The sequence below is a fragment of the Tunturiibacter lichenicola genome, from assembly GCF_051013355.1.
GTDB classification, from domain to species: Bacteria; Acidobacteriota; Terriglobia; order Terriglobales; family Acidobacteriaceae; genus Edaphobacter; species Edaphobacter lichenicola_F.
Map to the genome: position 1 here is coordinate 852,375 of NZ_CP132944.1, position 24,635 is coordinate 877,009.

Here is a 24,635-nt window from a genome sequence, read left to right on the forward strand (position 1 = left end):
CTCGCACTACACTTACTGTCATGCGAGTACGCCTGCTGCTCACCTTCATTCTTCTTTCGACCGTCGCTCACGCTGCTGACGTTCACGTCCGCGTCTCGCCAGACGTCAAGACAGGCATTGAGAGCACGACGGAATATCCCACCATCCAGATGGCGATGGACCACCATCCCTTCGCCACGCCGAATGCTGATGGCACCCCAGGCCGCGTCTTCATCGAGATCGCACCCGGCACCTATCACGAGCGCGTCATCGTCACGCAGAACCATACCAACGTCACACTTCTCGGCATGGGCAAGTCTCCTGAAGACGTCGTGATCAGCAACTCGCTGAACGCGAAGCAGGCCGGAGGCACATTCTTCACAGAGACCGTAGAGATCAACGGCGCTGGATTCGAAGCGGACAACGTGACCTTCGAAAACACCGCAGGCAATACCGGGCAGGCCGTCGCCGTGGCTGACCGCGCGGACCGCAGTATCTTCAAACACTGCCGCTTCCTCGGGCATCAGGACACTCTCTTCGCCGATTATGGCCGCCAGTTCTACGTCGACTCTTACATCGAAGGCGGTGTTGACTTCATCTTCGGCAACGCCACCGCTGTATTCCAGCACGTCGAACTACACGCCAACGAACCTGGCTACCTTACCGCACAATCACGCACCGCGCCTGACCAGACCACCGGATATGTCATCGTCGACAGCAAGGTTACGAGCAGCATCGATCACACTGCGGCTCCCGATAGCGCGAACGCGAGCCTCCCCGGTGGCAAGTCCATCGCCTCGGCGAAAGGCTCGACCGGCCTCGGTCGTCCGTGGCGCCCTTACTCCCGCGTCATCTACATCAACACCGCTCTACCCGCCGACCTCAACCCAGCAGGATGGAACAACTGGAACAACGCCGCCAACGAGAAGACCGCTTATTACGCAGAGTCCGGCAGCACCGGCCCAGGGGCAAATCCATCCGCCCGTGTTCCGTGGTCGCATCAGTTATCGTCAGCTGAAGTAACGCAGTATCTTCCTGCAAACTTCCTCGCTGGCTCCGACCACTGGAACCCTTTGGCCGAAGCAGCTAAACTTCCTTGACGTTTGAAAGAGGAATTACTCCGTGCTCAATCGCTTTTCGAGACGTACCTTCGCCCGTCTCTTCGGGTCCGCCGCCCTCGCCCCCACCGCACTCTCAACCTTCGCAACTACTGCCTCCGCAGAGACGGCATCCGGCACGCCGATCGAGCGTCACTTCCCGCAAGGTTTCCTTTGGGGATCAGCGACCGCATCGTATCAAGTAGAAGGCGCAGTCAACGAAGACGGCCGCGGCCCATCCATCTGGGACACCTTCTCGCACACCCCCGGCAAGGTAAAAAACAACGACACCGGCGATGTCGCAAACGACCACTACCATCGTTACAAAGAAGACGTGCAGTTGATGAAGGCACTCGGCCTCAAGACCTACCGCTTCTCCGTAGCATGGCCGCGTGTCTTTCCTCAGGGCACCGGAGCGCCTAACCCGAAGGGGCTCGACTTCTACAATCGCCTCGTCGATGAACTGCTAGCGAACAACATTCAGCCCTACTGCACGCTCTATCACTGGGACCTTCCTCAAGCGCTGGAGGACAAGGGCGGCTGGCAGTCGCGCGACACCTCGGAGGCATTCGCCGCCTACGCCGGTTACGTCGCCGAACATCTCTCCGACCGCGTGAAGTACTTCATGACGCTCAACGAGATGAGCTCCTTCGTGAGCGGCTATAGCAACGGTCATCACGCTCCCGGCTTGAAGCTCGCGCCTGCGGGCGTCAATCAGGTTCGTCATCACGCTGTGCTGGCGCATGGTCTCGGAGTGCAGGCCATTCGCGCTCATGCCAAACCCGGCACCAAGATTGGGCTTGCAGAAAACGCCGCCGCCGCTGTGCCGATCATCGAGACACCGGAGCATATAGCCGCTGCCACCAAGGCGATGCGTGAGATGAACGCCGGCTATCTTACGGTCATCATGGAGGGCCGTTACACCGATGCGTACCTTGCTCACGCCGGAGCCGACGCGCCGAAGTTTACCGACGCCGACATGAAGGCAATCGGCACACCCGTCGACTTCGTCGGCATCAACATCTACACCCCGGCCTACGTCCGCGCCGACAACTCTCCCGCCGGCTTCGCGCACGTCCCAAGCCCGGAGTCTTACCCGCACATGATGAGCCCCTGGCTGCACGTCGGTCCCGAGGCGCTCTACTGGGGGCCGAAGCTCGCCGCGCAGATCTGGAACATCAAAGAGATCTACATCACCGAGAACGGCGCTTCGTCGACCGACATCCTCACTCCCGACGGCCACGTCTACGACTCCGACCGCATCATGTACCTCCGAAACTACCTCACGCAGCTTCATCGCGGCGTCTCCGAGGGTGTACCCGTTCGCGGCTACTTCCTCTGGAGCCTGATGGACAACTTCGAGTGGGCCGACGGCTACGCGTACCGCTTCGGCATTCACTATGTTGACTTTGCGACACAGAAGCGAACGCCCAAGATGAGCGCCCACTTCTACCGCGAGGTCATCGCCCGCAACGGCCTCGCCTAAGATCGTGGCGGCAACCCCTTCTCGATAAAGGGCTTGTCAGAGGGCCGCTTGCCGTGACAGCGGTGAGCGGCCCCCAGCGAGCAATCGACCGCGTCCGCAGCGAAAGATTGCATCACAGCACCAATAAAAACATCAAATCGCCAAGATTAGATTCAAGCCTGCCAGCTTCCTTTATAGGAGGGCCAGATGGCAACCACCTCAATGCGCACGCCCGGCACACGCCGCGTATTTCCCTCACGCATTCACTCCTCTTGCGACTTCGTTCAGACTCTCATGAAGATGCAGCGAGCGGCCCAGTTGATCACCTCAACACTGGATCTCGATGCGCTCCTCCAACGCGTCGTCAACGACATCGCAGACTCCATCGGCTGCGTCGAAGTCTCGGTCTGGCTTCGCGATCCGGAGGTCGGCGACATGGTCCTTCACGGCGTGCGCGGCTGCTCGATCAACAAGCAAGGCTCTCGTCTTCAGATCGGCCACGAGGGTATGGTCGGGCACGTAGCTGCGACCGGACGCATGCACTATGCACCGGATGTAGACCTGGATCCGTATTACGTCGCGTGTGAGATCGGCACGCGCTCTGAAGTCAGCCTTCCACTGAAGATGAATCGCGAGATCATCGGCGTCCTCAGCGTCTCTCACAAGGCAATCAACGCCTTCTCCGGCGATCAGCTGCAGCTCATGCGAGCATTAGCCGGGCACATTTCGGTCGCTATTGAGAACGCTCGAATGTTCCAGCACGAGCGCCTGAAGCGCGAGAAGATGCAGGACGAGGCGCAGGAAGCTCGAACCGTCCAGCAATCCCTGTTCCTGAAACCAGTGCCACTCGTTCCCGGATTCGCCTTCGAGACTGCATGGCATCCAGCGGGTTCGGTCGCAGGCGATTGGTACGACTTCATGGACCTTGGCGACGATCGGTACGGCATCGTACTCGCCGACGTCTCAGGCAAAGGTATGCCCGCGGCGCTGCTGATGTCCGCTACCCGCGCCATCCTGCGCTCGCTGGCCAGACTCTACCCATCCCCAGGTGAAACGCTGCTGCATCTCAACCGCACGATATCGGAAGATCTGCCGATGGGCAAATTTGTAACGATGATCTACGCCGTGCTTGATGCCCGCGCAAGAGAGATCACCTTCGCCAGTGCTGGACACCTACGTCCGCTCCTTATCAACGGCGAATCCTCCTTCCTCGAGGTCGACACCGGATTGCCGCTCGGTTTGGGAACCTCCCCGTATCCAGACCACACCATCGCTCTCAAGCCAGGCACTCGCCTGCTCTTCTACACGGACGGAATTACTGAGGCCATGAACCGAAGCCAGGAAGAATATGGCCCAACGCGACTACTCGAGCACTTCGGCGACCCCGGAGCCTGCGTGGAAGGACTGATCGAAGACGTACGTCGCTTCGGCGACGGCTCCGACCAAACCGACGATGCAACTGCCGTCCTAATCCGCAGCCGCTGAGATCGTAGACGCATCGCGGCCTCGTGATATCCTCACGCACATCGGGAGGTTGTTCATGAGCTGCTTCCGTTCCTGCCTTGCGGTCTTCGGTTTTCTTTTCGCTACATTCATCCACGCACAAAACCAGCAGATGCCCCGCGACTATCGCGGCGTGCAAACCATCGTCCCCGGCATCTTCGTCACACCTGTCCCGAACGCTCCCTTTAGCGCCACCGTCGAGATCCTCTCCCATGAGATCCTGCCTGACGGCAGCACCCACACCAGCACCACCACCGCGCATATCAGCCGGGCCTCCTCCGGGCGTATCTACAACGAGCGCCGCCAGCTCGTCCCCGCCACCTACAAAGGCGAGCCAGAACTCCTCTCCGCGCACATCTACGACCCGTCGAGCCGCCTCAGCATCTTCTATAACCCCTATGAGCGCCTGGCTCGCGAGACCATTCTCGCTGAGCCTCCCAAAGCCCCCGCCAACGCCGTTCCTTCCCTCGCTCCGATCAACAACCCCTACTTCAAGCAGGAGGACATCGGCACGCAGCCTCTCGGTGGTCTCACGCTCACAGGAATCCGTAAGTCCCACACCATCCCCGCTTCGATGAGCGGCACAGGCCACGAGATCGTCATCGTCGACGAGTACTGGTACTCTCCGGATCTTTCGATTTACATGATCATCAAGCACAACGATCCACGTACAGGGGAACAACTCGTCGCCGTCAGCAGCGTCGAGCGCCGTGAACCCGATGCCTCTGTCTTCGCGGTTCCTTCCAACTACAAGGTCGTGGACGAAACTCCTCCACCGCAGTGAGAAGATCTTTCTAACGGCACCCGATCGCACGCAAGAAAGCCTGGCACGGAGCTACTTCTTTTGCAATCAGCTAGATCGAGCAGCCCATCGAACCGTCGAGTAAGTCATCGTCGGAACACCGGGCCTAATTACCTCAGAAGGAACACTTTGCCGCGAAGAGCCGAGGCAGGATTACCCTACGACCGGGTACACAACAACGCGAATGTTGATAAACTAGGAGACTGTGACTATTCCAGCACTCATTGAAGCTGAACCACTCGCAGCCGCTACGTCGCGGCCCAAGGTGGGCTTCGTCTCGCTCGGCTGCCCCAAGAACCTCGTCGACTCCGAGGTCATGATGGGCATGCTCCACCACAACGGAGCTGAGCTGACGCCACGAGCGGAAGATGCTGAGATCATTGTCATCAACACCTGCAGCTTCATCGACTCCGCCAAGCAGGAGTCGGTCAACACCATCCTTGAGATGGTGCAGCATAAGAAACAGAACGGCGGCAAAGCTCAGCGCATCGTCGTGGCCGGCTGTCTGGTCGAGCGCTATCGCGACGAGATCCAGAAGAACATCCCGGAAGTAGACGCCGTCGTTGGTACCGGCGAACTCGAAGCGATTCTTGCCGCCGCCGGCCTCACTCCCAGCGGCCACGCGAACAATAACTCGCCCTTCAACATTCTGCCGCAGGGCACACCCGAGGCGACGATTCACACGCACGCCATCGGCATGGCCCAGACCGACGGCGAGGTCGCAGAGCTCGAATCAGCCAGCATGCAGCAGCAGTTGGGCCAGCAGTTGATCGACCGCGCCCCGAGCGCTGTCTCTCAGCACTCACGCCCTCTCGCCGACCCCGAGCACGACCGCGAGATTGCGCCGCAGCTACGCATCGTTCAATCGCTCGCCGAAACCGGCACCACCCACGGCGACGAACCGCTCAATCACTCCGGCGATCACATCGCACATCTTCCCGTTGGGACAGACGCAGGCAACACATCGCGCCCCGAAGGCGACCTGCGCCAGCAGCAGGGCCGCTTCTCTCGCGAGTCATGGGACGGTGCGACCGCCGCACTGCCTGAGTATCTCTACAACGACGCGACACCCCGCATCCTCACCACGCCGCGCGCGTCGGCCTACATCAAGATCGCCGAAGGCTGCGATCACCCTTGCAGCTTCTGCATCATTCCGCAGCTTCGCGGCAAGTTCCGTTCACGCCGCATGTCGTCGATCATCGCCGAGGCCGAAAACCTCATCAAGCAAGGCGTTCGCGAGATCACGCTCATCGGTCAGGACACGACCTGCTACGGCGAAGACCTCGGCTTTACCGACGGCCTCGCCACTCTGCTCGACGCACTCGCTGTGCTCCCCGGCCTGCGCTGGCTGCGCTTCCTCTACACCTATCCGAACAAGGTCACGACACGCCTGCTCGAGACGATGGCGAAGCACGACACCATCTCGAAGTACCTAGACGTCCCCCTGCAACACGCCTCAGCGAACGTCCTCAAGACGATGAAGCGCGGCGGCAACGCGCAGATCTTCCTCGACCTCATCGCCAAGGCTCGACGCATCGTTCCAGGTATCGTCATTCGCACCAGCTTCATCGTCGGCTTCCCCGGCGAAACCGAAGCCGACTACAAAGAACTGGAAGCCTTCATCACCGCAGCCAGGATCGACTGGCTCGGCGTCTTCACCTACTCCGATGAAGAGGGCGCAGCCGCCTTCAATCTTGCCGACGACACCAAGGTCGCCAACCGCACCATCCAGGCTCGTCGCCGCAAGCTGATGAAGCTGCAGCAGAAGATCAGCACTAAATCCAAAGCCGAATGGGTAGGCCGCGAGATCGACCTCCTCGTCGAAGGCGAATTGGAGGAGACCGAACTCCTCTGGGAGGGGCGCACCTCGCTCCACGCTCCAGAGATCGACGGTAAGGTCTTCATCAACGACTTCGGCCCGCACGAGACCCTAGTCCCCGGCACCTTCTACCGCGCCGAGATCACCGAGTCGCACGACTACGACGTCGTCGCCCGCATCCTCGAATAGCACTTGCGGCTGCAAGCTTCGCCGGAGTGCTACGTCGAAGCAATAATCTCAAGCAACAGGTTGTCCCCGTTTCGCAGCTCGATGCTTTTGCCCGGCCCAGTCACTGTAATGACCCCATCCGCCGATCGCAGCGAACATCCATGTCCGTAGCCGTATAGACCAGCAGCGGTAGTTGAAAATACACCGAAGGCGCGTGGAAATGGCACGCCATCATCCGACGAAGCGGCAGGCAAGCTGTAGACGCCGTAATAGTCCGCGCGTCCTACCGTCTCAAGAGTTCTTCCTACCACCGGGCCCACCCAACCAGAGCGCACAATCGTATCGCCGCCTACTTGTTTCGTAGTCCAGTTCGCCTCGCTCCAATTGCCCATGTCAGGGCCGCCATCGGCTGGCTCAGCGGTATAGCCAACCTGCATGAAGTTGGCAATTGCCAGGGCTTTGGTCTTCACCGGGATGGACTGCTTGCCATACCGCAGCCGTGTGAACTGAATCGACAGTGTTGCCGGCGTCGCAGCGGTCCCGCTGCCTAAGGTGGACGCCACCACCTCGCCGTCCACCTCGGCACCGGCGTTGAGATAAGAGTTCTCACTCACGGGAACCCTCTGCGTCGTTTTAACTATGATTTGTGTTCCAACCTTGACCTTTCCTGAACGAAGTGCACGCCCTAGTTGCACTGGCAGGGTCACCCCTGGAGGCAGTCCATGCAACTCGGAGAGCGCGGCTTCGCGCTGCGCGACCGCCGAGGTCGTCACAAGAACAAGAACGCTGGCCAGCAGGGCGAAGGTTCTGAAGGTCATGTACCCCGGTCTCCATTTCAAGGAATATTCCGGCCAGCGAGGTTCGTTCGCCATTAAGTAGCCCTCCAATTCGGGACAAAGATATGAGAGCAAACACGCTATGCCAAAGAAGCGTACACCTGCCGTCGAAAGTCTGCGCAAAGACAAAGTTGTACCACCACAGCTTAGCGTGGGTGTGAATCCGTCACGAGCGGCAAAACATCTACTGAACGTAGGCTCAGAGGTTGTCGGAAGGAGAAGGAATGGATCTGAAGCTCAAAGGGAAGACCGCAATTGTCACTGGTGGAAGTGCCGGAATCGGACTCGCTATCGTGCAGGCGCTCACGGCTGAGGGCGTCAGCGTCACTGTGCCTGGCCGTAACAAGACCAAGCTCGACAAGTCCCTTGCGGGCCTCAGCAACGTCAGCACTGTAACAGCCGATGTCGCCACCGCTGAAGGTGCGCAGTCTCTCATCCAACAATTGCCGGACACCGACATTCTCATCAACAATCTCGGCATCTACGAGCCCAAAGCATTTACCGATATCACCGACGCCGACTGGCTGAATATCTTTGAGGCTAATGTCCTCAGTGGGGTTCGCCTTTCGCGTCACTACTTTCCCGGCATGTTGAAGCGCAATGACGGTCGCGTCATCTTCATCTCAAGCGAGTCTGGTGTCATGACTCCGGCTGAGATGATCCACTACGGAGTCACCAAGTCATCGCAGCTCGCAATCTCACGCGGTCTCGCCGAACTCACTAAGGGAACCGCCGTAACGGTCAACACCGTACTGCCCGGCCCTACACGCTCCGAGGGCATCGTCGAATTCCTCGAAAAAATCTCCTCTACTCCCAATCCAACGCCTGAACAGGCCGAGCGCGAGTTCTTCGAGAAGCACCGCTCCAGTTCCCTCCTCCAACGGCTTATTGAATCCAAAGAGATTGCCGATCTAGTCGCCTTCCTCGCAAGCCCGCTCTCCTCCGCCACCAATGGAGCGGCTCTACGCGCCGAAGGCGGCCTGCTGCGCTCCATCGTGTAAAAATTTACAATCTTACTGTTATGTCAAAAGCTCTCTTCTGTCCTTCCTGCCGCAATATCGTCCTCGCCACCGGCGAGGACTTCCCCTTTTGCTCTGACCGTTGCCGTCGCATCGATCTCGGCAAATGGGCCAGCGGCGACTATAAGATTTCGTCTCCGATTCAGGACCCCGACCTTCTCGAAGAGCTCGCCCGTTCCCAGAAGCATAATCGCCAAAACGACGACGACGTGAACTAGTGGCCAACTCCAACGTCCAGATCCATCCTCCATCAGAAAAAAAGACGCTCTGGGCGTGGCTCATCGGCACCTTCTTCGGTGCAGGCCTGCTGAAGCCCGGCCCCGGCACCTACGGCAGCATCTCCGCCGTCCTCCTCTGGTTCGCTGCAGCCCGCATTCTCCATCCAGCCCCGCTCCCATTCGCCATTGGCACAGCCTTAGCCGCAGTCATCGCCACACTAATCGGCATCCCCGCCGCCACCATCGTCGCGCGCGAATCCGGCCGCGAAGATCCCGGTCATGTCGTCATCGACGAGGTCGCAGGCCAGCTTATTGCGCTGATTGCGATCCCCGCCGACTGGCAACACGCGGCAATCTCCCTCGTCCTCTTCCGCGCCTTCGACATCCTCAAACCGCCGCCCATCCGCCAGCTCGAACGCCTTCACGGCGGAACCGGCATCATGCTCGACGACGTCGGTGCTGGCCTCTTCGCACTCGCAGTCGCACAACTCATTCATCTGCGCTTCTAACCGTCAACCGTCCAAACTCAGTTGCGCTCTCCATCGCACCCGGCTACGCTAGCCTTCAGGCCTATGACTACCCTTCGTTCCCTCCTGACGCCCGATAAGCCCGACGTGCCTCAGCCCCATCTTGACCGCGTCTCACCTCCCGCAGCTCTGCCCGGCGGCGAGATTGATGTCCACGGCCTCAACCTCGCACCTCAGAACGCCCAGATCCCCCACGCGACCATCGGCGATATCTCCGCTCCTGTCCTGCTCAGCCGACCCACCCGCGCCACCGTCCAGATTCCTGAAGGCACGATCACCGGCGACCTTGTCATCCACCGCAGCGGACAGGCGAGCAATCCACTCAACCTCCGCGTTGCCGTACCCATGGCCGAAAATCTCCATCCGGTCGCGAACCCCGCAGTTGACGCTGACGGCAACGTCTACGCCACCGTCTCCGGCTCCCGCGGCGAGGCGGTGCCGATCTCTATCTTCCAAATCCAGCGCGACTTCCAGATCCGGCCCTTCGTTCGAGACCTGCTCAACGCCACCGGCATCGCCTTCGGTCCAGACGGCTACCTCTACGCCAGCTCCCGCGCAGAAGGCACCGTCTACCGCATCTCGCCCGAGGGAGCCATCTCCACGTATGCCGAGGGTATGGGCATTGCCACCGGCATCGCCTTCGACCGCGACGGCAACCTCTTCGTCGGTGATCGTTCGGGAACCATCTTCAAGATAGCCCCCGGCGAAACCTCCGCCACCAGTGGCGAAACCTTCGTTTACGCCACACTTGAACCTAGTATTGCCGCCTATCACCTCGCCTTCAACGACGCCGGCACGCTCTTCGTCACCGGCCCCACCACCTCGTCCAATCAGGCCATCCACGCCATCGACCGCGACGGCAACACCACGGTCTTCTACCAGGGACTTGGCCGTGCCCAGGGTATGGCCTTCGACGTCGACGACAACCTCTACGTAGCTGCCAGCCTCCACGGCCAGCGCGGCATCGTGCGCATCGACCGTCACCACCGTGCCACCCTCGCTGTGTCAGGCAGCAATCTTGTAGGCCTCGCGTTTCTCGAAGACGGGAACGTCGCTCTTGCCACCCGCAACGCCCTCTACCATGTTGCATTGGACATCGAAGGCCGTAAGCTGGTGTAGTTCATTCCCTGCGCCGGCCATTGTTTTGATCATGTTGCAGGACTCTATCTATACCATCGCCAAGATTTCGCTGTTTACGTAGAATCAACAGTAATCGGAGATGTTACTGGTCTAATTTGATTCCGATCAATAGCATCAGGACGCGGGGAGCAACATCTTGGAATCGCGGCTTTATAACAGGCTCTTATTTCGCCTTCTTGCTCTACCAGTTGCAGCACTCGCCATTTTGGCAATCATCCTTGGTTATGGGCTGCAACGTGTTGAAGAGAGCGCCAACGCGATCGATCGCGCCGACGTTGTCATTCTTCATGCAAATCGCCTTACGAAACTGATCGTCGATGAAGAGACTGGTCTTCGCGGATTTCTGTTGACCCGTAATCCGGCCTTTCTCGAGCCGATGCACTCCGCAGACCTCCAGATTGAGCCCGAGTTCGATACTCTCTTCACCCTGGTTCACCGTCCCGATCAGGTCGCCCGGCTGCATCGTCTTCAGGCAACACACAAGCAATGGCAGGAGGAGGCCTACCGGGAGATCAACTCCTTCCCGCAAGACCTGCCAACCATGGAGCAGCACCTTCTCCAGCGCAAGCATGACATGGATGATCTGCGAGCCCAGATGGATGAGTTCCTGGGCATCGTCGTAGGGCGGCGCGCCGAACGCTCCGCCGATAATGCCCAGGTCAGCCGCTACGCCAGAGTTGGACTTATCTCCGTAGTCGCCCTCATTGCGGCTCTGCTCGCATGGGAGACACGGCGAATCTTCCGCAAGCTCACGGCTGCCTACAACCATCAGATCCGCGAGATCAAACGACGAGTCGATGAGTCCTATGCTCGCGAGCAGTGGCTCAACACCACCATTCGGAGCATCGGCGATGCGGTCATCGCCTGCGATACCGATGGCAACGTCGTCTTCATGAACTTCGTCGCCGAGCAGCTAACCGGCTGGCAGGAAGCGGAGGCGCGAGGCGTATCCCTGCATGACGTCTTTCCCATCTTCAACGAAGATACGCGCGCAGTCGTTGAGAATCCTGTCGACAAGGTGCGCCGCCTCGGCACTGTCGTAGGCCTCGCAAACCACACCTTCCTGGTCTCAAGGAATGGCACCGAGATCTGCATCGACGACAGCGGAGCGCCGATCCGTGACAGCGCCGGCAAGATGATCGGCGTCGTTCTCGTCTTTCGCGACATCACGGACCGACGTCGGTCCGAAGGCGCTCTCATGCGTGCCGAAAAGCTGGCCGCAGCCGGACGGCTCGCAGCATCCGTTGCACATGAAGTCAACAATCCGCTCGAGGGCCTCACCAATCTGGTCTATCTCGCCCGCCGCTCTGAAGAGCTGGACGAGATCCGTCAACTTCTCGTGCAGGCAGAGAGCGAATTGGGGCGCATCGCCCACATCACTCGGCAATCTCTCGGCTTTTATCGCGAAACAGCCACGCCAGCGCACTTCAAGCCAGCTAAAATCGTCCACGAAGTCAGCAGCTTCTACGCCGCTCGCGCAGCGACACTGGGAGTGACCTTTCACGTCAACGCCGCGACCGACAGAGAGGTACTCGGAGCCGCAGGCGAACTCCGCCAGATCCTCTCCAACCTCCTGGCCAACAGCCTTGATGCCTGTACGAAGGGAGCGAGCATCCGTATCGAGACGCACTCCGCAGTCGATCCGCGCAACCCTTCTCGTGCTGGCGTTCGCATCACCATCGCCGACACCGGCACAGGGATTGCTCCCGAGCATCTCCAGAGTATCTTCGAACCCTTCTTCACCACGAAGACCGACACGGGCACAGGCCTGGGTCTTTGGGTCTCCCGTGAGCTCGTCGAGAAGCACGGCGGCAGCCTCCGCGTCCGCTCGAGAAACACCAATCCAAGATGCGGCACTGTCTTCTCCATCTTCCTGCCGCAGCAGCCAGCAATGCAGACGAACGATTCCTTCCCCACGGAAAAGACCGGCGCGTCGGAGCAGAGCAGCCTCTCGCTGAATTAATGAGCTGCACCTCAACACAGCCATACTGCATAGAAACGCGCTGGAGGCGCAAGCACATGATCGAAGAGATAAAACAAGCTCCAATGGCCAACAGCGGTGTCTTCGACTTGAAGAAGATCGCCGCCAACTTTCCCGAAACCGCCGATACCATGCTCATCGACACGCGTCTAACCAACGAAGATCACGCGAGCGCACGCGTCTTTCGCGTCTATCATCCAGCTCCCGCTCACTACCACGCTACCTGCGACGAATATCTCATGGTTATCTCCGGCCGCGCGACGTTCTTCCTGGGCGAAGCACCGCCCTTTGAAGTCGGCCCGGGCCAGCTTATCTTTTTCAAACAGGGCACCATTCACGGAACTCCCGAGATCCTCGAAGAGCCGTTCCTCGTTCTGGCAGTCGACACGCCGCGGCGCGATCCCGCCGACGTCATCTTCGTCAATCCATCCGACGGCACCCCCGACAGCTTCATCCAGAGCAAACGTCTGTATTAAGCAAGTATCGTTGCTCGAATCCGGCGCGTAACCAATATCATCGAATCAAAGCCAATCGACGGGCGGAGAGAACCATCACCACATGATCGCTGAAATCATTGCTGCCGGCTCCGAGATGCTAACGCCTTTTCGGCAGGACACCAACTCGCTCTACCTGACCGACGGCCTCAACGACCTCGGCGTTCAGGTCGCCTTCAAGACCATCGTAGGCGACAACCTCGCCCACCTCACCGGTGCTGCCCGCATCGCCATCTCCCGCGCCGATGTCGTCATCTTCTCGGGCGGCCTCGGTCCCACCGAAGATGACCTCACCCGCGAAGCTGCCGCCGCCGCACTCAATATCCAGCTTCACCCCGATCCCGCCATCCTCACGCAGCTCTACAAGCGCTTCGCCGCGCGACAGATGGTCATGCCGCCGAACAACAGCAAACAGGCCGACGTCCTCGCCGGTGCCGTCGTCCTAGAAAACATCAACGGCAGCGCTCCTGGCCAATTCCTCGACACCACCGTCCCCGACGCCGACGGCAAACCAATCCGCAAGATCATCATCCTGCTACCCGGACCACCGAAGGAGCTAAATCCGCTCTTCGACCATCAGGTCAAGCCACGTCTCGCCGCATCGCTTCCTGCGCGCCATCTCGCCAAACGAATGCTCCGCATGGCGCTCATCCCCGAGTCGCACGTCGACGCCCGCACCGCACCGATCTACAAGCAATACACCGACATCGAGACCACCATCCTCGCCGCTGCCGGCGAGATCCAACTTCACTTCGTCTGCGCAAAACCCACCCTCGCCGAGGCTCGCCACCGCGTCGATGAACTCGCCGAAAAGATCGAAGCCGAGATGGAGGACACCATCTTCTCCTCACACGGCGAATCACTCGAAGAGGTCGTCCTGCTCAACCTCGGACTACGCGACCTCACCCTGGCGACCGCCGAGAGCTGCACCGGAGGCCTGCTGGCCGAGCGCCTCACGGCCATTCCCGGCAGTTCGCGGTACTTCCTCGGCGGCGCCGTCGTCTACAGCGACGCACTCAAAACCACCTTCGCCGACGTCCCATCCGAACTCGTCGCCACCAAAGGCCCTGTCTCTCCCGAGGTGGCACGCGCGCTCGCCGAGGGCATACGCGCCCGCACCGGCGCCTCGCTCGGAATCTCAATCACAGGCATCGCTGGCCCCGGACCCGGCGCTCCCGGTCCTGACGCTCAAAAACCCATCGGCCTCGTCTACATCGGTCTCGCCGATGCTTACCAAACACAGGTAAAAGAGTTCAACCTCTTCGGCGACCGCGAGCGCATCCGCTGGTGGGCCAGCCAGAACGCCCTCGAACTCATCCGCCGTCACATCCTCTAGCGTGAAAAAGCGCTTCCGTTTTCTTTGCGGTTAAGTGTAAGGTCTTAGCCCAATGAAAGATCACGTCCCGCCTTGGCGCTAACTGCAAACTCTCTCCCGATGACATCAGAATAATCAGCGTCTCCACCCTCCCATTATTTTCCCTTGTCCAGCCAACGCTCGGGCGAATCCCGCTAACCAATTCCTTATCCAACACTTGGTAGACTCAACCAGACGACAATGAACCCCTGGCTCCTCTCCATTCCGATCGCATATCTTCTTGGGTCCATTCCTTTCGGCTATCTTCTCGTCAAAATCTTTCGCCACGAAGATATACGCGCTACCGGCAGCGGAAACATCGGTGCGACCAACGTCGCCCGCAGCGGAGCCAAGGGCCTTGGAATCGCGACTCTCCTGCTCGACCTCGGCAAAGCCTTCCTTGCCGTCAAGATCGCTCAGCACCTCGCCCCGGGCAACTACGACCTCGCTGTAGTCGCCGCCGTGGCCGCTATCCTCGGACACGTCTACCCCATCTGGCTCGGCTTCCGTGGCGGCAAAGGCGTCGCCAGCGCCCTGGGCGTCTTCCTCGCTCTCACCCCGGCGGCGGCCGCCTGTATCTTCGCGGTCTTCCTGATCATCGTCCTGATCACCCGCTACGTCTCGCTTGCCTCAATCATAGGCTCGGCCACCTTCCCTCTCTTCGGCTTCTACTTCGTACATCAGCGAACACCCATCGTCATCGCCGGTTTCCTCTTCATCCCGCTCCTCGTCATCGTCAAGCACCGCGAGAACATCCGCCGCCTCCTCGCCGGTACCGAGAGCCGCTTTGGCAAGAAAAAGGCGGTAGCATGAGCCGCATCACCGTGCTGGGAGCTGGGGCCTGGGGCACGGCTCTCGCTCTCTCCCTCGCCCGTCGCGGCGGCCATCAGTTGTGTCTCTGGTCACACTCCACAGCACTCGCCGAGCAACTCGCCGACGCAGGTGAAAACCTTCCCTACCTCCCCGGCTTCACCCTCCCCGTCGACATCCAGATCACCTCCGACCTTCCCGGCGCCATCTTCGAAGCGGACATTCTCCTCTGCGTCACACCCTCGCAACATCTTCGTGGAGTCATCACGCACATCGGCCCAATGCTCACCCGCAACCAGATCATCCTCAGCGCAAGCAAAGGCCTGGAAGAGGCCAGCTTCCTCCGCATGTCTCAGGTCGTCGCATCCATCACCGGCAACCCGTTTGCCGTCCTCAGCGGACCGTCGTTTGCACAAGAGGTAGCAGCGGGCATCCCCACTGCGGTGGTCGTTGCCTCCAATATGCTCCCGGTCGCACAGACGATCCAGCGTGACTTCACCTCTCCGACTCTGCGCGTTTACACCAACGAAGATGTCCCCGGCGTCGAACTCGGCGGCGCCCTTAAGAACGTCATCGCCCTGGCCGCCGGAGTCGCCAGCGGCCTCAATCTCGGTCACAACTCATCCGCCGCGCTCATCACCCGCGGCATCGCCGAGGTGACCCGCCTCGCTGTCGCCTGTGGTGGCCGCCGCCAGACCCTCGCTGGCCTCTCCGGTATCGGCGACCTCGTCCTCACCTGCACCGGCTCTCTCTCACGCAATCGCTCTGTCGGCATCGAGCTTGGCCGCGGCCGCCAACTCAACGACATCATCGCGGGCCTCAACGGCAAGGTAGCCGAGGGCGTCCGAAGCACCGCCGCGGCTCTCGGTCTAGCCGCCCGCTACGCCGTCGAGATGCCGATCACCGAGCAGATGGACGCCATCCTTCACCGCAACAAAAGCCCCAAAGAGGCTATCCGTGAGCTTATGTCCCGCCCCGGTCGCGACGAATAGACCATCTCCCGCTTCCATAATGTTTCCATCTGTCCGTACAGAAAGCAGTTTTGCGTCTAAGCTGGTGTGCATGCACGAACACCACTCCGAACACGGGCACATCCCTCCACCCGATCTTCCGAAGCACAAAACCTACATGGGATTTCGTCCGCACATCTTCGTCGGCGGCCTCGTCCTCATTGCAATCCTCGTAATCTATCTCCTCCTCCTCGTTCGTCCGTCGGTCTGGCAGTCTCCCGCTCAGCCCGCACCAGCTCCGGCATCCAGCACGCCACCTGCTGCGAACTGAACGCCCACGAATAGCTCCACACAAACAAATCAAAATACGCGGTCGTACATCCAAACGTCACGAGGGCGAAGATGAAGATTCTGGTTGTCGGTGCGGGTGCTGTCGGCGGTTACTTTGGAGCGCGTCTCGAACAGGCAGGCCGCGACGTCACTTTTCTCGTCAGACCTGCTCGCGCGCAGCAACTCCAGCGTGACGGTCTCCGCATCCTCAGCCCGCACGGTGATCTGACCCTCAAACCAAAGATCATCACCGCCCAGGAGATCGTTAGCGCCTACGACATTATCTTTCTCAGCGTGAAGGCCCAGGCTCTCGACCAGGCAATCAAGGACATGACGCCCGCCGTCGGCCCTCAAACAATGATCTATCCAGTCCTCAACGGAATGCGGCACATCAGGACCCTCACCAAGGCCTTCGGCGAGCGCGCCGTTCTCGGTGGTGTCTGTATCGTCATCGCGGATCTGGACGAACAGGAGCGCATCGTGCAGATCGCGCCGCTGCAAAAGCTCACCTACGGCGAACTCAACGGAGAGATCACCCCTCGCATCCGTGCTCTGGACGACACCTTTCGCGACGCAGGCTTCGACACCGAACTCTCCGCCAACATCACGCAGGAGATGTGGCAGAAGTGGGTGATGATCGCATCCCTCGGCCTCGTCACGTGTCTGCTCGACGGGCCTATCGGCGAGATCAACGCCGTGCCCGACGGTCAACAGACTGTATTGCAGGCCATCGACGAGTGCGTCGCCGTCGCCACCGCCTGCGGATTTCCTCCGCCTCAATCTCTCATCGACAACATACTCAAACAAGCCACCTTGAAAGACTCGAAGCTTACCTCGTCCATGTACCGCGACTTGAAAAAGGGAGCGCACGTCGAGGTCGATACCATTCTCGGAGACCTGGTGGACTACGGCCACTCCTACCAGGTAGAAGCTCCCCTACTTCAGGCGGGCTGCGTTCGCCTGCGTGTCTACCAGAACACCCTCAAGTCCACATCAGAAAAAAGATGATCGCGTAGCAATTACGCGATCCACCTCGGCTACCGTTCGAAGACGCTCTCCGAGATCAACGGCGGCCGCTGATCAAAGTCGCTGAACCGAACCCACCTCGGGCGCACAACAAAGTACACCAACCCCGGCCAGCTCTGCCGACCCGGTCCATCCGGCCACTTCGCAAAATAAACTTCCTTGTATCGCTCCAGCTCAGGACCCTTCGGCAAAAACGCCTCCCCTTCATACTGGACCGTCTTCTCTCCCTCCCACCCAATCACCAAAGAAGCATTCGCATTGGCGGTCAAATTTCGATATTTTCGAGTGCTATTGAGAGTGTCGAACACAATCTCCAGCTCCTTCGTCACAGCAAACCCAACGAGAGCAGACTGAGGCATGCCCTCCGCCGAGATACTCCCTAGAACCGCCAGCGAATGCCCCGCAATGAACTCATAAACCTCAAATCTCGCCATAGTCGTACAAGATAAGCCTCACGCTCACAAAGTCAACACTCGAACCTCGCGTTAATTCATCCCTGGATTGGCCCTCCCAACGCCTCTTCCCTCTTAGGATTGCTAAACTATAAGAAGCATGGCCTTTTCCCTCTTCGGTAAACGCGACAAATCCGACCAGCAACCTGACGAGCCAATCACACCACTAGCTCAAGAGCCGCAGGAGCAAAAGCGCGGCTTCTTCGACCGCATGAAGCAGGCGGTGACCCGCACTCGCGAGTCCTTCTCCGAGTCCATCAGCTCCGTCATCGCCCTGACCCGCGAAGTCGACGAGACTACCCTGGTCAACCTCGAGCCGCTTCTGCTCGCAGCAGACCTGGGCGCCCCCACCACCGCACTCGTCATGGAGAACCTGCGCCAGCGCGCCCTCCGCGTCGGCATCCAGGGCGGCGACGACCTCAAGCGCCTCCTCAAGGCCGAGCTCAAGCAGATCCTCGACGGCGTAGCGCGCCCCATCACGCATCCTGCAGCGCTGCCCGAGGTCATCATGATGGTCGGGGTCAACGGCACCGGCAAAACTACCACCACCGGCAAGCTCTCGGCCTACTTTACCGCACAGGGCCGCACCGTCCTGCTCTGCGCCGCCGACACCTTCCGCGCCGCCGCCATCGAGCAGCTCGAAGTCTGGGCCCAACGCTCCGACGTTCAGATCATCAAGACCAAGCAAGGTGGCGACCCCTCAGCCGCCCTCTACGACGCCTGCGCCGCCGCCAAGGCCAGAGGCACACAAATCCTCATCGTCGATACCGCCGGTCGCCTCCACACCAAGACCGACCTCATGAAGGAGCTAGACAAGATGCGGCGCACCGCGGAGAAGCTCATCCCCGGCGCACCGCATCAGACCCTCCTCGTCATGGACGCGACCACAGGCCAGAACGGCCTCACGCAAGCGCGCCTCTTCACCGAAGCAGCCCACGTCACCGGCATCGTTCTCACCAAGCTAGACGGCACCGCCAAAGGCGGCATCGTCCTCGCCATCGCCACCGAGCTTAAACTCCCAGTCATCTACGCAGGCATCGGCGAAAAACTCGAAGACATCATCCCCTTCGACAGCGCTAGCTTCGTCGACTCACTCATCGACTAGAAGCCACTCACAAAAAGGTACACAAGTCACGGAGTGACCGCTCCACGCGAAGTGGGCCCGTCCGGCAGGACAAACAGTCATCCCGCCAAACAGGCCCACAGGTTCTTAGCGTTTACTTCTCCGAGCTCAGCTTCAGATCACGCGAGGACGACCCAACGCGCACCGTTCTCGCATCCGATCGCACCCACTTCTTATCCGCCACCGACCAGTACTCCAGCGCACGCGGAGCAACATGCATCTTCACATCCTTGCTCTCACCCGGCTTCAGCGTCACGCGATCGAACGCCGCCAGTGTCTTCGGTGCAAACTGCACGCCCTGCGGCTGCTGCGCCGGAGCATCCAGATACACCTGCGGCACCTCGTCCCCTTCAACGCTCCCACTATTCTTCAACCGCATTGAAACATCCAGTCCATTATCCGAAGCCTTCGACACCTTCAGATCCGAGTACTCAAACGTCGTATACGAGAGCCCAAATCCAAACGGGAACAGCGGCTCGATCTTCTCCTTATCAAACCACCGATACCCCACATCCACGCCCTCGGAGTAGGTCGTCTTCCCATCCACGCCTTTAGCCGACCGCTCCGGATGCGCCGGATCATTCGCCGCATAGTCCTCGAGCTTCTTCGCCCAAGTAAACGGCAGACGCCCAGCCGGATTCGCCTTCCCCAGCAGAATATCCGCCGTAGCCCATCCGCCTTCATCGCCCGTCCACCACATCTGCACCACGCCCTTGACCTTACTCAACCAAGGCATCGCCACAGGCTGACTCACATTCATCACCACAATCGTGTTCGGATTCACAGCAGCAATGTCGTCCACAAGTTTGTCCTGCTCACCCGGCAACGCGAAGTCCGGCTTCCCTCGCGTCCACACAAACACCACCGCCGTATGCGCCTTCTTCGCCGCATCGATAGCCGCCTGATGATTTTGCTGCCTCTGCTCCGGCGTCGACCAGTTCAGGCGAATCTGCTCCGGCGCATTCGAAGTATCTCCGCTCGCCTCCACCGTAATATCGTGTGGCCCCGCACTCAACTGCACCGCACGCCGCACATTATCTAGACCATCAACCGTCGGGAATCCATTGTCCTGCGTGGCGTGTTGAATGTCGCCATGCACCGTGCCCTTCGTCGCACCCGTCTGCCCCACGCGCTTGCCGTCGAGCAGCAACTTACCCCGCGCGCCCAGCGCCTGCAGGTAAATCCAGTACTCGCCATCGCTCGGCACAGTCAGAGTTCCCTTCCACGTCACCGTCCCATTCGCAGGCAGAGACTTCCCGTTGCTGTGCGTAAAGTCCAGTTGCTTATCCGTGCTACCTGCGCCTGAAGCCTCCGTACGCAGCAGTCCCGGCTGCCCATCATGCGAAAACGCCGTCGCAGGAATCGGCACGCCAGTCATATCGTTATCGACCGCATACGTAATGTTGGCCGAAGGAGCACCCTTCTTCAGCGCCTCCAGCGGCCCGATCTGCCGCTCCGTCAGTCCAGGGCTCCGCTCTCCAAATGTTCCAATCGCTGCAATCTGCCCTGCCCCCGGCCCAATCAGCGCCAGAGACTGCAGATCGTCATTGCTCAACGGAAGCGCATGCTCATTCTTCAACAGCACCGCTGAATCCTCCGCGGTCTTCCGAATCACAGCAGCATTCTCTTCAATATCCTGCGGCGTCACAGTATGCTTCTGCTTCCCATCCAGATACCCGAAGCGATCGATCTCATACAGCACCCGCCGCGCAGCAGCCGTAATCGTAGCCTCGGTCACGGTGCCGTTCTTCAACGCCTCACGCATCGATGTCTTATCGTTATCGCGCGGGAAGCCGCCGAGATCCAGCCCATTTCCCTTCGGCTCCTCTGGAATCGGACCTCCAAGAATTGCCGCCAGCGCTTCAGGATCGAGCGGCGTATTCGAAGGCGGCTCCGGCGGAGCAGTCACAAAATAGTTCGAGATGAAAGGCTTGAACGGACTATCCGCCTCCGCGGCGCCGGGCATCTCCATGTCCAGACCTTCGTTGAGAAACAGCACGCTATGCACTCCGCCCCAATCCGAAGTCACAAAGCCTTTGAACCCCATCTCATCCTTCAGAATCGTCTTCAACGTATCGCTGTTGCCGCACGCAAACGGCCCATTGATGCGGTTATACGAGCACATCACCGACGAGGTCCCAGCCTTGATCGCCTCTGCAAACGGCGCAGCATAAACCTCATGCAGCGTCTGCTGATCGATGAAGATGTTGTACGAGTTCGAGTCGTACCCCACATAGTGTTTCGTCTGCGCCATCACGCCTTGACCCTGCGCCCCACGAATCTCGGCAGCACCCATCACACCCGTCAAAAATGGGTCTTCACCAAACGTGTTGTAAGCGCGAGCAAATGTGATGTCGCGATCGATATTTACAAACGGCTGCAGCACCACATCGATGCCCAGCGACCGGGCATCACGGCCAATCACCACACCATTCGCCTCCGCGTCCTTCGTGCTGAACGTTGCGGCGACACCCATCGTAGCCGTCTCAGCCTGCCCCGGCACTCGCGTCAACAACCCCGGAGGCCCATCCGCCATGCGCAGCGAAGGCACATGCAACCGCGGCACTCCCGGCAGATATCCCGCCTGCCCTTGATACACAGAAGGATCTTCAAGCCCACCGCGAATCAGATCCATCTTCTCTTCCAGCGTCATCTGCTTCAACAGCTTGTCGATTCGGGCCTCATTCGCCTTCTCCGCTGGAACCGCCTGTCCCCACGACGCGACAGACACAACGCTCAATGCCCCCAGACAAAAAACGACTGCTAGGTATTTACTCTTGCTCAAAGACATAGCCCGATATCCTTCTCTTTCCGCTTAGACCGCGGTTCCATCTTCGCCAATAAGAAGAGAGCACCAAAAAGCCCTCACAAAAATTCCGCACAACGATTGCCACTAACGGGTCGAAGCCGTCATGCAAATTGCCCACATGACAGCCTCACTCTTTCACTACGTGGCAAGTCGCTTTTTTCAAGTTCGAGGATTGTAGATCAAACGAGATGAGACTGGCCCACATAGACCGCGCCAAATCCGCATGAATGGTCACTAGAGCAAATTAGCTGATGAGAATGTTTGTCAGTCTGGGTGTTCGTCAGTCTGGGTGTTCGTCAGTCTGGGTGTTTGTCAGTCATTCGAGTGTTTGTCATTCTGAGCGCAGCGAAGAACCCCCGTATTTGCTTTTGTCTTTGCGGTTGCTTGTTCTTTCGTTCTCTTACAACAACTGCAACTTCGTACTAATCGCTCACTCTTCTGGAAGGATGGCACGGCGTCGCAAAGCGAAACTCGCAAACGGACATACCTTTCCACCCATCCAAAATCCTGTCAAGCCCCGATCACACGAAAACCCGCGCCAGACAAGGAGATTCGCGTGGCGTATAAGTTATCCTCAATCCGCTATACTTGTTCTATGCATGACAAAGGGTTCCGAGTTCCGGAGCCCTTTCGACGATTAAGGAGCTAACCCTTTTAGAAAGACATATTTGCCTTTAAGCCTTTTGGATGGAATATTTTACAGGGATCCATTTTCGTAAGTGTTGTAAATAAACCCCTTACGAGGTACTACCGGGGGGGCACCCCCTCTGGCGTTCCCTCAAAGGAGTGCAGGACCGGAGCAAGAGAAGACTCAATGGAGCAGGCTCAACCAACCCGTGCCGATCGGGATCAGGCGTTCATGAAGCGAGCCCTCAAGCTCGCGGCAGAGACCATCGGCCTTGCTTCGCCCAACCCGCAGGTAGGCTGCGTCCTCACCCAGACGCCCCCGAGTCGAGGCACCCCGAAGGTCATCGGCGAAGGTGCACACCTCTACGCCAACCGCGACCACGCCGAGATCGTAGCGCTCAAACAGGCCGCACAACGTGGATTCTCCACTATTGGAGCCACCGCCTACGTCACCCTCGAGCCATGCAGCCACCACGGCCGCACCGGCCCCTGCGCCGACGCCCTCATCGCCGCAGGAATCGCTCGCTGCGTCGTCGCCACGCAAGACCCTAACCCGCAAGTCAGCGGTCAAGGCCTCGCCAAACTTCGCGCCGCCGGTATCGAAGTCACCACCGGCGTCCTTCAACAGCGGGCCCGCGACCTGAACGATGCCTTTGCCCACTTCATTCAGCACCGAACTCCCTACGTCACCCTCAAGGCCGCGCTCTCGGTAGACGGCAAACTTGCCCCTCCCCCAGCGGCGCGTCGTCCAAACCAGCCCCACTGGCTCACCGGCCCCGCCGCCCGCTACGAGGTCCAACTCCTCCGCCACGCCTCCGACGCCGTCCTCACCGGCATCGGCACCGTCCTCGCCGACGACCCACAACTCACCGACCGGAGCGGAATGCTCGGCCCTGACAACTTACCCCGCCGCCGCCCACTCCTCCGCGTCATCCTAGACTCTCAGTTAAGAATCCCTCTCTCCTCCCAACTGGTGCGCTCAGCGAGTGACGACAAAGCCTCAGGTCACTCAAACCTCTTGATCTTGTGCAGCAAAACCGTACCAACCGCCAAAATCACCGCCCTCACCGACCTCGGCGCACAAGTTGAAACCGTACCCGACCACGCCGGTCGTCTCAGCCTGCCTGCCGTCCTCACCACACTCGCCGAGCGCAACATCCTCAGCCTCCTGCTCGAGTGCGGCTCCCACCTCAACGGTGCCTTCATCCATCAAAACCTGGTCGACAAAGCCGTCCTGATCTACGCCGAAACCGAACTAGGCAATCAGGCCATCCCCTTCGCTCAGGGTATCGCCTCCCCCTACCTCTTTGAAGAGTCGTTCCATCGCATCACCCGCGCCAACTACGGCCCCGACGCCTGCGTCACCGGCTACCTCCACGACCCTTGGCTCAACCAAGTCACATCACCGGCGAAAGCGATAAGCTAAAACCATGTTCACTGGACTGATCGAAACCACCGGAACGCTTCTCGCCGTCACGCCGACCGCAGGCGCGACCCGCATCACCATCGCCTCCCCCACCCTCACCGCGCGCCTGAACATCGGCGACAGCATCGCGGTCAACGGCGTCTGCCTGACCGCCCTCAGCATCGAGCCCAACGCCTTCCCCCCGCGCTTCTCCGCCGACCTCGCCGCCGAGACCATCGCCCGCACCACACTCTCCCAGCTGCGCCCCGACACCATCGTCAACCTCGAGCTCCCCACCCCCGCCGGTTCACCGCTCGGTGGTCACGTCGTCCAGGGGCACGTCGACGGCACTGCAACTCTCGTCTCCCTCACCCCGATCACACCGAACGCACCAGACACCGACTGGCGCCTCCACATCCAACTCCCCGACACGCTCACCCGCTACGTCGTCCCGCAAGGCTCCATCACCATCGAAGGCATTAGCCTCACCGTAGCCTCCATCCAGGGCAACGATGTCGAAGTAGCGATCATCCCGCACACCTACGCCGCTACCAGCCTCCACACCCTTCGACCCGGCGCCCCACTCAACATCGAAGTGGACGTCCTCAGCAAATACGCGGAACGCAGAGATTCACCAGAGAAATTCACACTCACTGAGCAGTACCTCATCTCAAACGGCTACTGAACATTCGCTGAAAGGC

The 24,635-nt window shown here is 59.8% G+C and carries 22 protein-coding genes; 19 read left to right on the forward strand and 3 right to left on the reverse strand.

Features of this window, described 5'->3' with window-relative positions:
• Positions 1-20 precede the first annotated feature (20 nt).
• The 5 genes from RBB82_RS03650 to RBB82_RS03670 all read left to right on the forward strand — a co-directional run bounded on the left by RBB82_RS03650 (position 21) and on the right by RBB82_RS03670 (position 6,854).
• Positions 21-1,079, forward strand: a complete 1,059-nt coding sequence (locus tag RBB82_RS03650; protein ID WP_433973761.1) for a pectinesterase family protein — start codon at positions 21-23, stop codon at positions 1,077-1,079.
• Between the two features lie 22 nt (positions 1,080-1,101).
• On the forward strand, positions 1,102-2,562 hold the full coding sequence (locus RBB82_RS03655; RefSeq protein WP_433973762.1) for a GH1 family beta-glucosidase: 1,461 nt from the start codon (positions 1,102-1,104) through the stop codon (positions 2,560-2,562).
• Positions 2,563-2,748: 186 nt separating this feature from the next.
• Positions 2,749-4,026 carry a PP2C family protein-serine/threonine phosphatase gene (locus RBB82_RS03660; protein ID WP_433973763.1) on the forward strand — a complete coding sequence of 426 codons (1,278 nt, stop codon included), beginning with the start codon at positions 2,749-2,751 and terminating at the stop codon, positions 4,024-4,026.
• A 55-nt stretch (positions 4,027-4,081) separates the two neighbouring features.
• Positions 4,082-4,828 (forward strand): hypothetical protein, encoded by a 747-nt coding sequence (locus tag RBB82_RS03665; RefSeq protein WP_433973764.1) that lies wholly within the window; start codon positions 4,082-4,084, stop codon positions 4,826-4,828.
• A gap of 223 nt (positions 4,829-5,051) precedes the next feature.
• A complete protein-coding gene (locus RBB82_RS03670; RefSeq protein ID WP_433973765.1) occupies positions 5,052-6,854 on the forward strand; it encodes a MiaB/RimO family radical SAM methylthiotransferase in 1,803 nt (600 codons plus the stop codon).
• Between the two features lie 29 nt (positions 6,855-6,883).
• Here RBB82_RS03670 and RBB82_RS03675 read toward each other — a convergent pair whose 3' ends face one another.
• Complete coding sequence (locus tag RBB82_RS03675) at positions 6,884-7,651, reverse strand: hypothetical protein (RefSeq protein WP_433973766.1); 768 nt, start codon at positions 7,649-7,651, stop codon at positions 6,884-6,886.
• 242 nt (positions 7,652-7,893) lie between these two features.
• Between RBB82_RS03675 and RBB82_RS03680 the strand changes: the two genes are divergently transcribed.
• From RBB82_RS03680 to RBB82_RS03730, 11 genes are all read left to right on the forward strand, one after another.
• Positions 7,894-8,670 carry an SDR family NAD(P)-dependent oxidoreductase gene (locus RBB82_RS03680; RefSeq protein WP_433973767.1) on the forward strand — a complete coding sequence of 259 codons (777 nt, stop codon included), beginning with the start codon at positions 7,894-7,896 and terminating at the stop codon, positions 8,668-8,670.
• Positions 8,671-8,690: 20 nt separating this feature from the next.
• The gene (locus tag RBB82_RS03685) at positions 8,691-8,906 is read left to right on the forward strand and encodes a DNA gyrase inhibitor YacG (protein ID WP_433973768.1); all 216 of its coding nucleotides are present in this window, start codon (positions 8,691-8,693) and stop codon (positions 8,904-8,906) included.
• The gene (locus RBB82_RS03690) at positions 8,906-9,415 is read left to right on the forward strand and encodes a phosphatidylglycerophosphatase A family protein (RefSeq protein WP_433973770.1); all 510 of its coding nucleotides are present in this window, start codon (positions 8,906-8,908) and stop codon (positions 9,413-9,415) included. Before RBB82_RS03685 ends, RBB82_RS03690 begins: the two co-directional genes overlap by 1 nt.
• 63 nt (positions 9,416-9,478) lie before the next feature.
• On the forward strand, positions 9,479-10,552 hold the full coding sequence (locus RBB82_RS03695) for a gluconolaconase (RefSeq protein WP_433973771.1): 1,074 nt from the start codon (positions 9,479-9,481) through the stop codon (positions 10,550-10,552).
• A gap of 226 nt (positions 10,553-10,778) precedes the next feature.
• A complete protein-coding gene (locus RBB82_RS03700; RefSeq protein WP_433973772.1) occupies positions 10,779-12,536 on the forward strand; it encodes a CHASE3 domain-containing protein in 1,758 nt (585 codons plus the stop codon).
• Positions 12,537-12,592: 56 nt separating this feature from the next.
• Positions 12,593-13,030, forward strand: coding sequence for a cupin domain-containing protein (locus tag RBB82_RS03705; protein WP_433973773.1), 438 nt, complete (start codon positions 12,593-12,595; stop codon positions 13,028-13,030).
• 82 nt (positions 13,031-13,112) lie between these two features.
• Positions 13,113-14,384: a competence/damage-inducible protein A gene (locus tag RBB82_RS03710; protein ID WP_433973774.1), complete on the forward strand. Its 1,272-nt coding sequence runs from the start codon at positions 13,113-13,115 to the stop codon at positions 14,382-14,384.
• A 219-nt stretch (positions 14,385-14,603) separates the two neighbouring features.
• Positions 14,604-15,215 (forward strand): glycerol-3-phosphate 1-O-acyltransferase PlsY, encoded by a 612-nt coding sequence (gene plsY, locus RBB82_RS03715; RefSeq protein WP_433973775.1) that lies wholly within the window; start codon positions 14,604-14,606, stop codon positions 15,213-15,215.
• Positions 15,212-16,204 (forward strand): NAD(P)H-dependent glycerol-3-phosphate dehydrogenase, encoded by a 993-nt coding sequence (locus RBB82_RS03720; RefSeq protein WP_433973776.1) that lies wholly within the window; start codon positions 15,212-15,214, stop codon positions 16,202-16,204. The genes plsY and RBB82_RS03720 overlap by 4 nt, the downstream gene beginning before the upstream one ends.
• Positions 16,205-16,274: 70 nt before the next feature.
• Positions 16,275-16,493: a hypothetical protein gene (locus tag RBB82_RS03725; RefSeq protein ID WP_433973777.1), complete on the forward strand. Its 219-nt coding sequence runs from the start codon at positions 16,275-16,277 to the stop codon at positions 16,491-16,493.
• Positions 16,494-16,564: 71 nt separating this feature from the next.
• Positions 16,565-17,500 (forward strand): ketopantoate reductase family protein, encoded by a 936-nt coding sequence (locus RBB82_RS03730; protein WP_433973778.1) that lies wholly within the window; start codon positions 16,565-16,567, stop codon positions 17,498-17,500.
• Positions 17,501-17,529: 29 nt separating this feature from the next.
• On the opposite strand, the gene RBB82_RS03735 is transcribed toward RBB82_RS03730, so the two are convergent.
• On the reverse strand, positions 17,530-17,952 hold the full coding sequence (locus RBB82_RS03735; RefSeq protein WP_433973779.1) for a pyridoxamine 5'-phosphate oxidase family protein: 423 nt from the start codon (positions 17,950-17,952) through the stop codon (positions 17,530-17,532).
• Positions 17,953-18,070: 118 nt separating this feature from the next.
• Between RBB82_RS03735 and ftsY the strand changes: the two genes are divergently transcribed.
• Entirely contained in the window at positions 18,071-19,075 is a 1,005-nt protein-coding gene (gene ftsY, locus RBB82_RS03740) for a signal recognition particle-docking protein FtsY (protein WP_433973780.1), read from the forward strand.
• A gap of 112 nt (positions 19,076-19,187) precedes the next feature.
• Here ftsY and RBB82_RS03745 read toward each other — a convergent pair whose 3' ends face one another.
• A complete protein-coding gene (locus RBB82_RS03745; protein ID WP_433973781.1) occupies positions 19,188-21,884 on the reverse strand; it encodes a glycoside hydrolase family 3 protein in 2,697 nt (898 codons plus the stop codon).
• 832 nt (positions 21,885-22,716) lie between these two features.
• Here RBB82_RS03745 and ribD point away from each other — a divergent pair.
• Both ribD and RBB82_RS03755 read left to right on the forward strand, forming a co-directional pair.
• Positions 22,717-23,955 (forward strand): bifunctional diaminohydroxyphosphoribosylaminopyrimidine deaminase/5-amino-6-(5-phosphoribosylamino)uracil reductase RibD, encoded by a 1,239-nt coding sequence (gene ribD / locus RBB82_RS03750; protein ID WP_433973782.1) that lies wholly within the window; start codon positions 22,717-22,719, stop codon positions 23,953-23,955.
• A gap of 4 nt (positions 23,956-23,959) precedes the next feature.
• Positions 23,960-24,619 carry a riboflavin synthase gene (locus tag RBB82_RS03755; RefSeq protein WP_433973783.1) on the forward strand — a complete coding sequence of 220 codons (660 nt, stop codon included), beginning with the start codon at positions 23,960-23,962 and terminating at the stop codon, positions 24,617-24,619.
• The last annotated feature ends 16 nt before the right edge of the window (positions 24,620-24,635 follow it).

Excerpts from the sequence above, each read along its gene's own strand:
- RBB82_RS03650 (WP_433973761.1), top strand. The coding sequence starts at position 21 with ATGCGAGTACGCCTGCTGCTCACCTTCATTCTTCTTTCGACCGTCGCT.
- RBB82_RS03660 (WP_433973763.1), top strand. The coding sequence starts at position 2,749 with ATGGCAACCACCTCAATGCGCACGCCCGGCACACGCCGCGTATTTCCC.
- RBB82_RS03665 (WP_433973764.1), top strand. The coding sequence starts at position 4,082 with ATGAGCTGCTTCCGTTCCTGCCTTGCGGTCTTCGGTTTTCTTTTCGCT.
- RBB82_RS03675 (WP_433973766.1), bottom strand. The coding sequence starts at position 7,651 with ATGACCTTCAGAACCTTCGCCCTGCTGGCCAGCGTTCTTGTTCTTGTG.
- RBB82_RS03680 (WP_433973767.1), top strand. The coding sequence starts at position 7,894 with ATGGATCTGAAGCTCAAAGGGAAGACCGCAATTGTCACTGGTGGAAGT.
- RBB82_RS03685 (WP_433973768.1), top strand. The coding sequence starts at position 8,691 with ATGTCAAAAGCTCTCTTCTGTCCTTCCTGCCGCAATATCGTCCTCGCC.
- RBB82_RS03695 (WP_433973771.1), top strand. The coding sequence starts at position 9,479 with ATGACTACCCTTCGTTCCCTCCTGACGCCCGATAAGCCCGACGTGCCT.
- RBB82_RS03705 (WP_433973773.1), top strand. The coding sequence starts at position 12,593 with ATGATCGAAGAGATAAAACAAGCTCCAATGGCCAACAGCGGTGTCTTC.
- RBB82_RS03710 (WP_433973774.1), top strand. The coding sequence starts at position 13,113 with ATGATCGCTGAAATCATTGCTGCCGGCTCCGAGATGCTAACGCCTTTT.
- plsY (WP_433973775.1), top strand. The coding sequence starts at position 14,604 with ATGAACCCCTGGCTCCTCTCCATTCCGATCGCATATCTTCTTGGGTCC.
- RBB82_RS03720 (WP_433973776.1), top strand. The coding sequence starts at position 15,212 with ATGAGCCGCATCACCGTGCTGGGAGCTGGGGCCTGGGGCACGGCTCTC.
- RBB82_RS03725 (WP_433973777.1), top strand. The coding sequence starts at position 16,275 with ATGCACGAACACCACTCCGAACACGGGCACATCCCTCCACCCGATCTT.
- RBB82_RS03730 (WP_433973778.1), top strand. The coding sequence starts at position 16,565 with ATGAAGATTCTGGTTGTCGGTGCGGGTGCTGTCGGCGGTTACTTTGGA.
- RBB82_RS03735 (WP_433973779.1), bottom strand. The coding sequence starts at position 17,952 with ATGGCGAGATTTGAGGTTTATGAGTTCATTGCGGGGCATTCGCTGGCG.
- ftsY (WP_433973780.1), top strand. The coding sequence starts at position 18,071 with ATGGCCTTTTCCCTCTTCGGTAAACGCGACAAATCCGACCAGCAACCT.
- RBB82_RS03745 (WP_433973781.1), bottom strand. The coding sequence starts at position 21,884 with ATGTCTTTGAGCAAGAGTAAATACCTAGCAGTCGTTTTTTGTCTGGGG.
- ribD (WP_433973782.1), top strand. The coding sequence starts at position 22,717 with ATGGAGCAGGCTCAACCAACCCGTGCCGATCGGGATCAGGCGTTCATG.
- RBB82_RS03755 (WP_433973783.1), top strand. The coding sequence starts at position 23,960 with ATGTTCACTGGACTGATCGAAACCACCGGAACGCTTCTCGCCGTCACG.